This window comes from Polynucleobacter kasalickyi (genome assembly GCF_900176405.1).
Lineage (GTDB): Bacteria > Pseudomonadota > Gammaproteobacteria > Burkholderiales > Burkholderiaceae > Polynucleobacter > Polynucleobacter kasalickyi.
Genome location: NZ_FWXJ01000001.1, coordinates 249200 through 263668, shown reverse-complemented (window position 1 = coordinate 263668; position 14469 = coordinate 249200). Strand labels below are relative to the sequence as shown.

General features: G+C 42.3%; 13 protein-coding genes. 9 read left to right on the top strand and 4 right to left on the bottom strand.

All coding sequences use genetic code 11. The features are described from left to right. Positions 1 to 47: 47 nt before the first annotated feature. The 4 genes from B8983_RS01240 to pobA all read left to right on the top strand — a co-directional run bounded on the left by B8983_RS01240 (position 48) and on the right by pobA (position 4171). On the top strand, positions 48 to 554 hold the full coding sequence (locus tag B8983_RS01240; protein ID WP_084282038.1) for a TRAP transporter small permease: 507 nt from the start codon (positions 48 to 50) through the stop codon (positions 552 to 554). Further along, on the top strand, positions 551 to 1873 hold the full coding sequence (locus tag B8983_RS01235) for a TRAP transporter large permease (protein WP_084282037.1): 1323 nt from the start codon (positions 551 to 553) through the stop codon (positions 1871 to 1873). Before B8983_RS01240 ends, B8983_RS01235 begins: the two co-directional genes overlap by 4 nt. A gap of 18 nt (positions 1874 to 1891) precedes the next feature. Continuing rightward, on the top strand, positions 1892 to 2917 hold the full coding sequence (locus B8983_RS01230; protein WP_084282036.1) for a TRAP transporter substrate-binding protein: 1026 nt from the start codon (positions 1892 to 1894) through the stop codon (positions 2915 to 2917). A gap of 84 nt (positions 2918 to 3001) precedes the next feature. Then, on the top strand, positions 3002 to 4171 hold the full coding sequence (pobA, locus tag B8983_RS01225) for a 4-hydroxybenzoate 3-monooxygenase (protein WP_084282035.1): 1170 nt from the start codon (positions 3002 to 3004) through the stop codon (positions 4169 to 4171). 26 nt (positions 4172 to 4197) lie between these two features. Here the strand turns inward: pobA and B8983_RS01220 are convergent, their stop codons facing one another. Then, positions 4198 to 6816, bottom strand: coding sequence for a DUF748 domain-containing protein (locus tag B8983_RS01220; protein WP_084282034.1), 2619 nt, complete (start codon positions 6814 to 6816; stop codon positions 4198 to 4200). A 182-nt stretch (positions 6817 to 6998) separates the two neighbouring features. On the opposite strand from B8983_RS01220, the gene B8983_RS01215 reads away from it, so the two are divergent. Together B8983_RS01215 and B8983_RS01210 are read left to right on the top strand one after the other, a co-directional pair. Further along, positions 6999 to 7193 carry a hypothetical protein gene (locus tag B8983_RS01215; protein ID WP_084282033.1) on the top strand — a complete coding sequence of 65 codons (195 nt, stop codon included), beginning with the start codon at positions 6999 to 7001 and terminating at the stop codon, positions 7191 to 7193. 80 nt (positions 7194 to 7273) lie between these two features. Beyond that, positions 7274 to 7711, top strand: a complete 438-nt coding sequence (locus tag B8983_RS01210) for an acyl-CoA thioesterase (RefSeq protein ID WP_234986838.1) — start codon at positions 7274 to 7276, stop codon at positions 7709 to 7711. A 61-nt stretch (positions 7712 to 7772) separates the two neighbouring features. On the opposite strand, the gene B8983_RS01205 is transcribed toward B8983_RS01210, so the two are convergent. The 3 genes from B8983_RS01205 to B8983_RS01195 form a co-directional block, all read right to left on the bottom strand. Further along, on the bottom strand, positions 7773 to 8594 hold the full coding sequence (locus tag B8983_RS01205; protein ID WP_159460781.1) for a peptidylprolyl isomerase: 822 nt from the start codon (positions 8592 to 8594) through the stop codon (positions 7773 to 7775). A gap of 65 nt (positions 8595 to 8659) precedes the next feature. Next, a complete protein-coding gene (locus tag B8983_RS01200; RefSeq protein ID WP_084282191.1) occupies positions 8660 to 9640 on the bottom strand; it encodes a Bug family tripartite tricarboxylate transporter substrate binding protein in 981 nt (326 codons plus the stop codon). A gap of 38 nt (positions 9641 to 9678) precedes the next feature. Beyond that, positions 9679 to 11289 carry an NAD(P)/FAD-dependent oxidoreductase gene (locus tag B8983_RS01195; RefSeq protein WP_084282031.1) on the bottom strand — a complete coding sequence of 537 codons (1611 nt, stop codon included), beginning with the start codon at positions 11287 to 11289 and terminating at the stop codon, positions 9679 to 9681. Positions 11290 to 11426: 137 nt separating this feature from the next. Between B8983_RS01195 and B8983_RS01190 the strand changes: the two genes are divergently transcribed. From B8983_RS01190 to B8983_RS01180, 3 genes are read left to right on the top strand one after another with little or no spacing between them, the layout of a single operon-like run. Further along, positions 11427 to 12437, top strand: coding sequence for a Bug family tripartite tricarboxylate transporter substrate binding protein (locus B8983_RS01190; protein WP_084282030.1), 1011 nt, complete (start codon positions 11427 to 11429; stop codon positions 12435 to 12437). 1 nt (position 12438) lies between these two features. After that, positions 12439 to 13557, top strand: a complete 1119-nt coding sequence (locus B8983_RS01185) for a TRAP transporter substrate-binding protein (protein ID WP_159460780.1) — start codon at positions 12439 to 12441, stop codon at positions 13555 to 13557. After that, complete coding sequence (locus tag B8983_RS01180; protein WP_084282028.1) at positions 13554 to 14450, top strand: NAD(P)-dependent oxidoreductase; 897 nt, start codon at positions 13554 to 13556, stop codon at positions 14448 to 14450. The genes B8983_RS01185 and B8983_RS01180 overlap by 4 nt, the downstream gene beginning before the upstream one ends. Positions 14451 to 14469 lie beyond the last annotated feature (19 nt).

Here is a 14469-nt window from a genome sequence, read left to right as displayed (position 1 = left end):
CGTTGTTTTCGATGTGCATCTTGGATTATTAATCAATGTTCTTCTTTATGACTACTTCAAACTCTCAAGTACTTAAATTATTGGGCAAACTGTGTCAGATCAGTGCCATCTTCGGCGGTCTCATATTGGTAGCCTTAGCACTCATGACCTTAGCTAGCGTGATTGGTCGGGCTTTTTTTTCATCCCCAATCCAAGGTGATATTGAACTCGTACAGTTAGGTTGCGCTGTTTGTGTAGCGTGTTTTTTACCCTACACGCAATACCAACGTGCTAATATTATTGTCGATTTTTTCACGGATAAATGCTCTGATAACACGAAGCAATTTTTAGATGGTTTTGGCACTCTTTTGATTGGCCTTTGTTTCAGTCTTCTAGCATGGCGCTTGGCAGTTGGCGGCTTAGTAAACAAAGAAAATGGGGAAACATCCATGTTAATGAGCATCCCAGTTTGGATTCCTTATCTACTCATGGTCCCTGGCTTTACATTGACGGCTTTGGTCAGTTTTGCCCAATCGATTCAATTATTATTTTCTAAAAACCCGGAGTCAGTATGAGTAATTTAAATATTGGCATTGGTGTTTTTATCATGATGCTAGGACTGATGGCAATTCGGATTCCGATTGGCTTGTCAATGTTCATTCCTGGCGCTCTTGGCTATATGATGATTGCTAGTGACTTGGCTCTTTTAAACCATTTAAAGGGTGCGGTCTATGCCAGACTTTCGGTCTATGATCTGTCCGTGATTCCTTTATTTATGCTGATGGGTGCTTTTGCCATGCATGGCGGACTATCCAAGGCATTATTTGAATTTTCGAATGCGATCTTAGGACGATTCAAAGGTGGTATGGCGATGGCAGGAGTACTCGCTTGTGCTGCATTTGGTTCCATCTCAGGCTCCTCGGTGGCAACTACTGCCACCATCGCTCAGGTAGCTTATCCGGAGATGCGTAAACTCAACTACTCCGGCCGATTAGCCACAGCAGCCTTAGCGACTGGCGGTACGATGGGCATCTTATTACCCCCATCAGTCACCTTGATGATCTACGCCATCATTACAGAACAAAATATCACCAAGATGTTTTTAGCTGCTTATGCGCCGGCATTATTAGCAGCGATTGGTTACCTATTAGCGATTGCTGTCTATGTGCGTATTTACCCAGAACATGCGCCAGCTCCTTCTAAACCGACCCGTCAAGAATTCCTCGCCGCAGCCAAAAACGTTTGGCCGATAGGATTGATTTTCACCTTAGTATTTGGCGGCATTTACGGAGGCATCTTTACTCCCACGGAGGGCGCTTCGATTGGCACTGCGATGACCTTTTTGATTGCCACGATCCGAGGAAACATGAGTGTTCCAGTGTTAAAGAAAAGTCTGTTATCAACTGCCCAGACGAGTGGCATGATTTTCATGATCTTCATTGGCGCTGACATGATGAATGCTTGTTTAGCACTATCCCAGCTCCCCAATGAACTAGCCAGTTATGTCGCGAATGCCCATATATCCCCAGTGGCTGTAATGTTTGCGATCATGCTATTTTATGTCATACTTGGTTGCGTTATGGATGAAATGTCCATGATTTTATTAACGGTTCCGGTCATTTTCCCGGTCATTATTGGACTTGATTTTTTTGGTCTGCCCCCTTCTGATAAAGCACTTTGGTTTGGGGTCTTAATCTTAATGGTTTGTGAAATTGGGATGATCTTTCCACCTGTAGGATTAAACGTTTATATTATGAATGGTTTAGCCAAAGATGTCCCGATGTCTGAAACTTACAAAGGCGTCATTCCTTTTTTAATTTCAGATGCCATTAGAATGGTTTTATTAATAGCGTTTCCTGGTATTACTTTGTGGTTGGTTCACCGATTAACTTAATTGAATTGAAGGGTATTTATGAAAAAAATTAGCATTTTGCTCGCAACCTTATTTGCAGGTTTAAGTGTATCTTCCGCGAATGCCGTGGTGACCTTAAAAGTTCATCACTTTTTACCAGCAGCTTCTAGTTTTAACGTACGCGTGATTCAACCTTGGTGTGAAAAAATTGCCAAGGAATCAAGTGGTGAAATGGTCTGTCAAATTTACCCTTCTATGCAATTAGGTGGGACTCCCCCACAACTCGTCGATCAAGTAAAAGATGGTGTGGTCGATATCGTTTGGGTCATTCCAACCTATGCGGCTGGTCGTTTCACCAAGTCGGAAGTTTTTGAATTACCTTTTTTAACGGCGAGTGCAAAGCAAGGTTCACAAGCGCTATGGGAGTATGTACAGAAAAATGCCATGGATGAATATAAAGGGATTAAGCCTTTATTCATGCATACCACGGAAGGCTACGTTCTCCACTCAAATAAACAAGTGAAGACTTTAGAAGACTTAAAAGGCCTCAAGATTCGGAGTGCCACCCGTATTAATGCAAAATTAATCGCCTCCTTAGGTGCTACCCCCGTCCAAATGCCTTTACCTAACGTAGCTGACTCCATTTCTAAAGGGGTCATTGATGCTGCGATGGTACCTTGGGAAGGTGTGCCGGCCACGAAGATTCATGAAATTGTAAAGTACCATTTAGATGCTCCTGCAGGTGGCCCACGTTTCTCGAATTCGATTTTTCTGTTTGGTATGAATCAAGCAAAATATGAGAGTCTCACGCCGGCGTTGAAAAAAGTCATCGACAATAATAGTGGGCTCGCCACTTCAGCTTGGGCAGGTGCTACAGGCTTTGATGCGATTGTTGAACCGTTTAGTAAAATGGCAAAAGATCGCGGTAATACAGTTGCATCCTTAGCGCCCGCAGAACTCGAACGTTGGAAAAAAGCGAGTGATAACGTTGATGATGACTGGGTCAAAGAAGCGAATGCGAAAGGTGCAGACGGTGCAAAATTACTAGAAGAAGCACGTGCACTTTTGAAAAAATACGAAAAATAATTCTATTACTACAGACGATTCAAAGGGAGCGAACGCTCCCTTTTTATTGTAAAGTAGAACCATTTTCCACTTCATCTTTATTTCATGAAAACTCAAGTTGTCATTATTGGAGCAGGTCCTGCTGGTTTACTGCTAGGTCAATTACTGCATCTTGCTGGAATTGAGACCGTCATCATAGAACGTCAATCGCAAGAGTATGTTCTCTCGAGAATTCGTGCGGGTGTTTTGGAGCAAGGTACAGTAAATCTGCTGCATGAGGCTGGTTTAGGTGCACGATTAGCCAAAGAAGGCTTAGTCCACCATGGCTTTGATTTAGCTTTTGGCACACAAATTCTCAATATTAATTTACATCAATTGCTCGGGAAAGAGGTCACTGTCTATGGTCAAACCGAAGTCACGAAAGATTTAGCAAACGCCAGATCTGCCGCTCATTTAACGACGATTTACAGCGCTGAAAATGTTTCAATCACAGGCTTTGATTCCAACCATCCGAAGGTGCAATACCAATTGGCTGGCAAAACGCATGAAATTGATTGCGACTTTATTGCTGGATGTGATGGTTACCATGGCGTATGTCGGGCCAGCATTCCTCAAAATGCCATTAAAGAATATGAACGTGTTTACCCATTTGGCTGGTTAGGCATTCTGGCCGATACCAAGCCCGTTCAAGAAGAACTAATTTACGGCAACCACCCTGATGGTTTTTATTTATGCAGCATGCGCTCCCCCACTAGAAGTCGCTATTATTTACAATGTACTCTAGATGACCATGTCAATCATTGGAGTGACGAGCGTTTTTGGCAAACCCTCCAATCGCGCTTGCCTGAAAATCTCCAGGCAGCTCTAGAAACGGGTCCTTCCATTGAAAAAAGTATTGCTCCCTTGCGTAGTTTCGTTGCCGAGCCTTTGCGTTTTGGCCGGCTATTTTTAGCTGGGGATGCTGGTCATATTGTGCCTCCCACTGGCGCCAAGGGGCTAAATCTAGCTGTCTCCGATGTACGTTACTTATCTTGGGCGCTCATGGAGTATTACCAAGAAAAGAATGAATCAGGTATTCAGCATTACTCACAAAGAGCACTAGCGAGGATTTGGAAGGCGGAAAGGTTTTCTTGGTCACTGACGAATTTGATGCATCAATTTCCGGACATGTCTGGTTTTGAAAAGAAAATGCAAATTGCCGAGTTTGATTTTTTAATGAGTTCGGAAAGTGCGCAAAGAGCCATTGCGGAAAACTACGTAGGCTTAGCTTACTAAAAATTAACTAGAAAAGTACTGCTTTTCTAGTTAATAAAAGCCACCCCCATCGGAATGCCGTCCGACTCGGCTTTAACATTTTTGATGACATCGACCTTCACCCGATCTTTTAGATGAGGGTGATTTTTCGCCATATCCTGTTGCACTATCGCGGCTCTTTGATGCGCGAGCTGTTGAAGATCTGCCTCTGTCACTTTGACACGTTGAATCAAGGTTTGGTGCAATTCTGCAAAATATTTTTCGGTGGCGATTCCTGGGGTCACACCAGCACTATTTGGTAGCGGGATACCACCCTCCTCAAACAAGCGTTTAATTGCTCTTTGGATACGATCATCTGATAGTGGGATTTTTGGCAGAGGTTCATTCGGTAATACGCTAAAACCACCGCGTTTGAAAATCTGTCGATTGACCTCCGAAGTAGCAAGTTCAATAGTATCTACGGATGCATCAAAGGCCCCATTGATTCGAAATAGTAATTTAGGTTTTTTATCTAAACCAGTAGCAATTTTTTCTAATTTAAGCGTCTCTGAAGGGCGGAGTTGATCGGATCCTGGGCTAAAGTAAATGCCATTGAGATTCTCAAAACCAAGTAATCGACCCACACCAATAAATGGTGATTTCACCACATTACTAATAATCGTGAAAAATGCATCCCACAATAATTTACTAATTTGAAATTCAGGGCTATCGACATTACCTTGTACTTTTAAATTCAAGTCAATCACTCCATCCTTATCTTCTAAGAGCGAAGTAATTAATTTCATAGGAATAAATATACCCTTATAGTTTGGATTGCGATCTCCCATTTGAATTTGGTTAATCACAAAGCGGTTATCGCCAACTAACTTGCCATCTTTTGTCTGATAGGAGGAATCGTACGATAGAATCCCATCCACCACATCATAACCAGCCAAACTAGAGTAATAGGGGTTAATCGTGGCTAACGGAATTCGTCTAAATGACAGTTGTATGTCGTTATTTCGGCGTGGGTCTTCAAAGGCAATTTGTCCCCTAATTTTGACGTCCCCTTGTGGGCCTACTAAACCATCAAAAGCAGCAGTAGCATACCGCTTTGGCTTAGTACTAATCCCCACTACAGTACCGCGCAGACCAGTAATTTGTGTTTTAAACACTGGTAAAACAGAAAAGTCCGTGAAGTTCACCGCACTATTTTTTATAGCAATCGATTTAATATTGGCATTAAACTGACCACTATTTTTATCGACCAACTGCCCCTTACTCACCTGCAGTTGGAGGCTCTTTAAGTCTTTAATTTTTTCACTTTGATCATTGTTTTCTGACTCTGCTTGGAGAGTCGCTATTTGTCTAGCTAACTCGATTTTCATCGCCTCCTTCGCTGAAGGAGGAAACATTCGCATAAAGTTATTACTTTTGTCAGCGTAAATAGTCACCCTTGCTTTTAGTCCATCCAACAAAACCTCATCCATGCGTAGGCGACTATCCTTACCTACTTCCTCGTATTCAAAATGTTTAATGCTACCGATTTTCCAGGCTAACAGTTCATTCGTTTTATCCGTTTCGAAAATAGCTAAATCCTTGACATTCACATTGCCACTTACTTGGAATTTATTTTGAGTGTCTTCGATCGTCAGAATACCATCCGCTTTGCCAGACTTACCGACTAATTTAATATTGGCCGGTAACAACTCAAGTAAGGGGGGAATATTTACATCCTTAACAGTGAACTGTCCCTTGAAATGATCCTCTTTAAGATCTGATAGGTAATGTAATGCACCAGTTACAGAACCCGACTTTAAAGTCCGTGCACTTTTTGGCGCTGCCATCTGCAATAGTGGCACCAAAGAAACGTCGGCTAATTTCATCTCGATATCGAGATGATCAAATTGATTCGACATCGATAAGTTGGTGGAAGCTTGCCCACCTTCTACATCGGCCTCTAGATTTATTTTTAAATTTGCTTGTTGATCCAATAATAAGTTACCAACAAATGCCATCGGGCCGGTTTCAAGGACTTTGGGAGAGTTCGGTAGATTGAGTTTTAAATGTTCTAAGTTGATTTGGAACTTCGACTGGAATATGCTGTCGATCATTTTCTTCGCGTTGTAATTCCCGATATTGGTTAAATTCAAGTCTTTAACCACAAACTCATTCTTAAAATGTTTGGGTTCTAGATGAACTTTAAAAATAGCATCATTGACGTGGAGATGATTCACGCTATACAACCACTTACTCGGCTGATTCGCCAACTTGGGATCAGATGGGTATATTTTTTCAATTTGCGCAATGAACTTTGAAAAATTGAGCTGAGGATCTTTATGAACATTCAGGACCAAGTGACTAGCGTTAATCCGCTTGATTTCAATTTCTTGAGACAATAACGGCAAAATTCTATAACTTACTTCCAATTGACCAATGGAGATGAGCTCCTCTTGGTTGGATTTTTGGACGATCTTGAAGTTTGAAAAACGAATTTTAGGGTCTCTAATCGAGTACTCAAAGTCCTTAAAATCAATGACATAGCCCGCTTTATCACCAATTTCCTGCGCTTTTTCGTGCAACCATACGGGTAATTGCGAGAAGGCATAGATCAGTCCCGTACCGACTAGGACTAAAGCAACAGCAAAAGTGCTAAAAATTATTTTTAAGTATTTCACAAAATACATCTCAAACTTTTAAAGTTAAATTTTACAGAACAAAAACAAAAACTTGTAACCATGAAAATTAATTTGAATTTTCTTTAAATTTTGTCAACTTTAAGTATTTCTAGGCGTTTAATACACAAGGTTAAACAATCTTCACAGTTTTAATAGTTGCTTAACCACCTGATTAAAGACGGAGAAATTCTATGAAAACCAATGATTTACCAACTTCTACTCTCAATGCATTTAACGGTGCTAATGTAACCCAAGAATTAGAACAGTTTAATCGTAAAAGAACTGCCCGTGGATTGATTCCTGTTTCTTTAGAAGAGTTTGCTGAGTTATCCCTCAAAGTAATGGGCTTTGGCAATTGGACTTCTTCATCAGCGATGGTACATTAATTCATCCAACTGCCTGAGGCGTAAGAGTAATTTTATTCCTAGATCGAATCACCTAAAGGAGACCTTGGTCTCCTTTTTCAATGTCAGCTAATTCTAAAATGGCTAAAGCAGATTTCACTTTTACCTTTCCTTTGCGTGTCCGTTGGTCAGAAATTGACCAACAAGCCATTGTTTTTAATAGTCATTATCTAACCTACTGTGATATCGGATTTACTGAATTTTGGAGAATTCTACCTCTACCAAGCTTCTTGGAGATGAGTGATTTAGGCAATGAGTTTTTCGTCAAAAAAGCCAACCTCGAATACCACCAATCTGCAAAATTTGATGATTTACTCGATATTTGCGTGAGATGTTCTCGTTTAGGGAACTCATCGATGCAAATCACTACAGAAATTTACCATGGGGATGAACTACTGGTGAATGCCGAATTAACCTATGTTTACGCCAATACAGCGACCAAAAAAAGCACGTCAATACCAGCAGAATGGCGGGAAGTATTACTTCCCACACTGCGCTGAACTCCCGCTGTCATTCTCAAACAGCCAACATCTGAGTCAGATTAGCGGTTGTAATACCAAGTTACTTTACCGGCACTACCGTTACTTTTTTCATTAATTCAGAAATTGCTTCTTGCTTACGGCGATTAAAGATGGATTGGGAAATAGCGCCTTTGGACTCTTCAAAAGTCGGTAATTTAAATTTCCGCATATCATCCAAACGAACCACGTGCCAACCCAAATTCGTCCGAACAGCCTTTGAAGCCACTTTACCCTTTGTTAGGGCAATGACTGTTTCGCCTAGCGGAGGCACTAATTGATCAGGCAGAATCCAGTTTGGAATTTCGCCGCCATTGACCGCACTTTGTTTGTCTAATGACTTTTCTTTTGCTAACTGGCTAAAGTTTCCACCGCCATTGAGTTTATTGACCACATCGCTTGCATCACTCTCCGTGGCGAGAATAATTTGTGAAATTTTATACTCATTGGAATTCTTACCATCTTTGGTTAAAGCAGCCTGTCGATCATACTCGGCTCTTAGCTCAGGCTCATTAATTGGGTGCGCTTTCATGAACTCAGCAAACCATAAATCAATCAAGATATTTTGATTGGCAATTTTGATACGAGCCTCGTTATCAGCTCGTTTTTCGAGGTTATTCTTTTTGACATCTTGCAGAATTGCTTCACGGATCACGAGGTCGTTTAAGATGGCATTGCGCAAGTCTGGAGAATCTTTTGCACCCGAAGCCTCAGCAGCTTTCACCATTGTTTCAAGCTCTTTATTAAAAACCTTAACGCCATTCACCGTGGCAACTACTCCCGAGTTTGCGGTGGTTTGCGCAACCGCAACACTTGAAATACTCATTGCCAACAAACTACCTAGAACATATTGATTGATTTTCATACTCACCTTCATTAAAAACTGCTATGTATATACCGACCTTATAAGGCCGTATAAATTTAAATAAATTAATCTTCTTTCATATTCGTAGCTTTTACGATTGCACCTAAACGCGCTCTTTCTTCCTCGATAAATTTCACAAAAGAGGCGCGTGTTCCACCAACAGGTTCAATCCCTTGGCTAATGAGACGGTCTTTAATTTCTGGTCTTTTTAAAGCTTTATTCAGGGCGTCATTCATTTTTTCTAAAATGTCATTCGGTGTGCCTGCAGGGGCAAGCAACCCAGCCCAGTGGCCAATAAAAATATTTGAGTAACCTAGTTCTTTGGCAGTTGGCACATCTTTCAAGGCGGCAATCCTTGTATTCCAGGTCGATGCTATTGGACGTAGCTTATTCCCAGCAATTTGTGGAATAACTACGACGCTAGCCTCAGAGGTAGCATCTGTTTGGTGCCCTACAACAGCGACCATTCCCTCAGAGCCACTTTTATAGGGGATGATGTCAAACTTACCACCACCACTGATTTTAAGCATTTCAGCGACAAAATGGGGAGTGCTGCCAGTACCTGCTGTAGAAAAATTAAGGCCCTGTCCTTTTTTCGAGGCTTCAATGAGTTCTTTTAAATTTTTAATCGGTGAGTCAGCTGCCACCACAATGACAGAAGGACTCACTGCAATCATACCAACGGGAGTCAAATCTGCATCCTTATAGGGCATTTTCGCTTTAATTAAGCTATTCGTTACCAGCCCTGCTGCTGCAATTAAAAAGGTGTAACCATCCGGTGTTGCCTTAGCAACAAAATCAGCGCCTAAAGTTGCACCTGCCCCGGGTTTATTTTCGACCACAATACTTTGACCTAATTCTTTTGACATGCCCTCGGCAGCTGCGCGAGCAATTAAATCATTAGCTCCACCTGGCCCAAAGGGCACAACAATTTTAATCGTATGAGTAGGCCAAGCCTGCGCAAATGCACTCTGAGTAGTTAAAGCGGTGATGGCTAATAAAGCGATCAATACAGATTTCGCTAAAGGGCGAGAGATTTTATTCATGGTTTGCATCATAACTCCTTAAAATTACATTAGATGAACTAATTAGAAACATTTTGCATCATATCGATAGCGACAGCTTGGGCAACTTTAATGCCATCAACGCCGGCAGATAAAATTCCACCTGCATAACCAGCACCTTCACCAGCTGGATAGAGGCCTCGAACATTGAGCGATTGAAAATCTAAGCCACGCGTAATACGTAAAGGCGCAGAGGTTCTTGTCTCAACCCCAGTAAAGATGGCATCATTCATGGAAAATCCAGCAATTTTTTTATCAAAATGGGGGATCGCTTCTTGGATTGCCTCGATGGCATAGTGAGGGAGCGCTTGGGTTAAATCGGTCAAATGTACGCCTGGTTTATAGGAAGGTAAAACGCTCCGAAACTCTTGTGAGACTTGGCCTTTTAAAAAATCCCCGACCAATGATCCTGGCGCTTCATAATTACTACCTCCCATGATGAAAGCTTTGGATTCAAGGTCACGTTGGAATTCAATCCCAGCTAAGGGGCCACCGGGATAATCCTCTGGACTAATACCCACCACAATTGCGGCATTGGCATTCCGCTCATTTCTAGAATACTGGCTCATACCATTCGTCACCACTCGATTGGGTTCAGAGGTTGCAGCAACCACAGTCCCACCTGGGCACATACAAAAACTATACACAGAACGGCCATTTTTGGCGTGATGGACTAATTTGTAATCCGCAGCACCTACGATAGGATTACCCGCATGCGGACCTAATCTGGCACGGTCAATGATTGATTGCGGATGTTCAATGCGAAAACCCACTGAAAAAGGTTTCTGCTCTAAATACACTTTCGCTTGATGTAAGGCTGTAAAAGTATCTCGGGAACTATGGCCTAGGGCTAAAATCGCTCGTTGGGTTGCAATCGTTTGACCATCTTCTAACTTTAGCCCCTCTAACTGTCCATTGTTAATCAAAAACTCGGTGACCTTACTAGAAAAACGAACTTCTCCACCGAGCGCAATGATTTCTTCTCGCATCTTTTCAACGACACCAACGAGTCGAAAAGTACCGATATGAGGTTTGGCGACATATTGAATTTCAGCAGGTGCTCCCGCCTTAATAAATTCGGCGATTACCTTACGCCCTAAGAATTGAGGATCTTTAATCTGACTATACAACTTACCATCCGAAAACAAGCCAGCTCCACCTTCACCAAATTGCACATTCGACTCAGGATTCAGGGTGTTTCTACGCCATAACCCCCAAGTATCTTGTGTTCTTTCTCGAACAGCCTTGCCCCTCTCCAACACAATAGGTTTAAAACCCATTTGCGCTAGAACCAAAGCAGCAAACAAGCCGCACGGACCAAAGCCAATCACAACCGGTCGCTGATCAAATAACTCAGGTGCTTTCGCCACAAAATGATAGCGCGTATCAGGGGCTGGTCGCACCTGTGGGTCGAACGACCATTTAGATAAAACAGCCGACTCATCTTTGACAGAGACGTGAACGGTATAAGTTAAAGTCAGTTCAACATTTTTACGGGCATCCACACTTCGCTTAAAAATTTCAAAGCGAATCAACTCCTCAGGGGCTAATTGAAGTCGATGAAGAATCGCCTGTTCTAGTGCTTGCGGCACATGATCAATCGGCAACCTTAATTCATTTATTTGAATCATTATTTTGTCTAAAATTAAATTACCTTAATTATCCACCGATTAACGAGTTTGTTTTAATTCCGGCACTACCTAAGCAGCTTTATTTCAGCTAAAATTAAACAAAAGATTAAAAAAATAGATCAATTACGGAGGCTACAATGATTTCAATGTTGCAAAAACATCACCAAACCAAATTCAGCAGAGGCTTGCTCTCATTCAGTTTATTAGCTCTTTTTACCACTTCACCAAGCATCGTTTACAGTCAAACGGATACCTATCCGAATCGTGCCATCACGATGACACTCCCCATGGCTGCTGGCGGTACATCTGATTTAGTAGCCAGAATGTTAGCGCCGGCTCTCAATGAAGAGTTTGGACAGACAGTCATTATCGAAAATCGCCCAGGCGCAAATGGCGCAATTGGCGAAGAGTTTTTTTCACGGGCCAAACCTGATGGCTATAACATCATGCTGGAGTCTACCTCCATTGCGACTAATCCTTGGATGAGTAAGCAAACTTATGATGCTAGAAAAGACTTTATCCCTGTCATCCTAATGGCTTCAGTCCCACTCGTATTAGTCGTCAACGAAAAAGTTCCAGCAAAAAATCTCGCCGAATTTATTGAGTTAGCAAAAAAGCAACCTGGCAAGATCAGCTACTCTTCTTGGGGTAATGGCAGTATTGGTCATTTCGCTGGGGAATCTTTCAAGATCAGTGCAAAAGTCGATATCCTTCATGTACCCTATAAATCTACTGCGCAATCGATTAGTGATGCTTTAGCAGGTCAAGTGAACTCTGTTTTCCCGACTTTACCCTTAGCGATTCAACACCTAAAATCAGGCAAGATTCGTGCCCTTGCAGTTCTTTCTGCGAAGCGCTCACCAATGGCTCCAGAGATTCCAACTACTGCAGAACTTGGTTACCCAGGTTTAGAAATCGAAACTTGGTTTGGTTTCTTTTTGCCAGCAAAAACTCCCGATGCTATCGTGCAAAAAGTCTATCAAGTTGCCTCAAAAGTGATTCAAAGACCCGAAATCAAAGCGAAATTAGAAGAACAAGGATTTCGCATGATCAACAGCCCACCAGCCGAATTTGCAAAATACTATCAAGCTGAAATTGCACGTTACGGAAAAATTGTGAAAGAAGCAAACTTGAAAGATGCTGATTAATATGTCTCCTATACAAATCGCTGGAAATGACAGCGTTGAACAAGTCATTCAAAAAACCAATATAGCTAGAGCATGGCTTGACGTTCCTGCTCAGGATTTAGTGTCGGTTGAACCACAGTTTGTTTTGCGCGTTAGTGCGCATATTCCTGGCAGTTCACCCGCGGTAGTGGATGTGTTTGAACCTGCGTTTAAACGTCTTCATCAAATGACCGCTGGAGCAATCCAAGTAAAAGCTTTTTGGGGTGGAAGTTTGCATAAAGAGCGTGAAGGTATCGAAGCACTTAAAGCCGGTATTACAGATATGTGTCCGGTCTATTCCGCATGGGATGCAACCATGTTTCCTGCAGCTCAGGCGTTAAGCCTCCCCTTTATCTTTGATAGTGCGGAAGGGGCAACTGCTGTCTCTGAGGCGCTGTATCACAAACATTTCAAAAAAGATTTTGAGAGTCAAGGCGTTTTGATGGGCCGCATGGTAGCAACGAGTGAATACAATTTATTCAGTCGCGAACCTATTAGAACCCTGGCGGATATTGCCGGAAAAAAAATCGCCTGTAGTAATGGCGTTGAGTCCGACCTATTTTCTGCGCTAGGTGCAATCCCTGTTGGCTGTAGTACCCCAGAGGGTAAAAAGGCTTACGAAGGAAATGAGGTTTTTGCCATCTCTATTTCTGATAGTGCCGCACATACTGTTGGACTCTATAAACATGCCAATTACCGCACTAGTGCAAACTTAGTACGCGTCAACCTTGAATATGGTTTGTCACCTACGTTTTATCAACAATTACCTGAAGATTTAAAGATCATTCTCAATCAATGGTTAAGGGGCTTAGCGCAAGCAGGCGCGCAACTTTTTTACGGCCTAGCTGGTGCAAAAGCTTGTGAAGCGTTTTTAGAAAATGGCATGGAATTCATTTCCTTAACCACTGAAGAACAAAGTATTTGGCGCAATCAAGTAGCGCCAGTAAAACAGCAATTAATTGACCAACTCACTGCCCAAGGTTACAGTGGCGATGAGATCGTCGAAGATATTTTGCAATGGGCTAAACACTATGCTGAATTTACCTCCGATGAATTAATGCAGGAATCGCTGGATCATCCGTTTATGGATTTGTTACCATGAGTACCCCACTGTCTAACCATGTGGGAGTAATTGGTCTTGGACTGATGGGCAATGCACTCGTCAAAAGATTAGATAGTGCTGGCGTCCAATTGCTGGGCTATGATGTCGATTTAAATCGCTGTAAAGAGTTTGGCGCCGACCGGATTCGTACAATTCCAGGTCTAGGGACTGCTTGTCGAGTGATTTTTTTGGCTGTATTTAATACGGCACAAGTCGAGGCAACCCTATTAGGAGCTGATGGCTTACTAAAAGACCAACCTAAAGAACCGATTACCGTCATTTGCACAAGTACCTGTGACCCTGATGAAATCAAGCGTATTGCCAAAGCCTTTACCGATCTTGGCCACCACTTTTTAGAGCTACCCATTTCCGGCACTAGTCTGCAACTTGCGCGAGGTGATGCGCTAGGCTTGATGGGAGGAGATGAAACTCAGTTTAGTCAGGTGAGCGCTCTACTAGATATTGTGACACCTAAACGTCAACATATTGGCGAAGTAGGCGATGCTGGTAAAGCGAAGTTAGCGATTAACTTAGTACTAGGCTTACACCGTGCGTCGATGGCTGAAGGACTCGTATTTGGTCAACAATTAGGGCTAGATCCAGCAAAATTATTAGCGACCTTGCAACTCTCCGCTGCGGCTTCGAGTGTGATGGGAGTAAAGGGTAGTCTGATGGTGCAACGCCAGTACCAGAATCCTCAAAGTAAAGTCGATCAAAGCTTGAAAGATTTTCATTTAATCTGGGATCTTGCGCAGGCTAAGGATCAACATCTCCCGTTAGCGCAGCGCTATATCGAATTACTTGAAACAGAGTTAGCACAGGGTAATGGCCATTTAGATAACGCCATTATTTTTGAAGCCATCCTGAAAAATAGTTTAGTAAAACCCCAATAAACCATTGAACCTGCGGAAA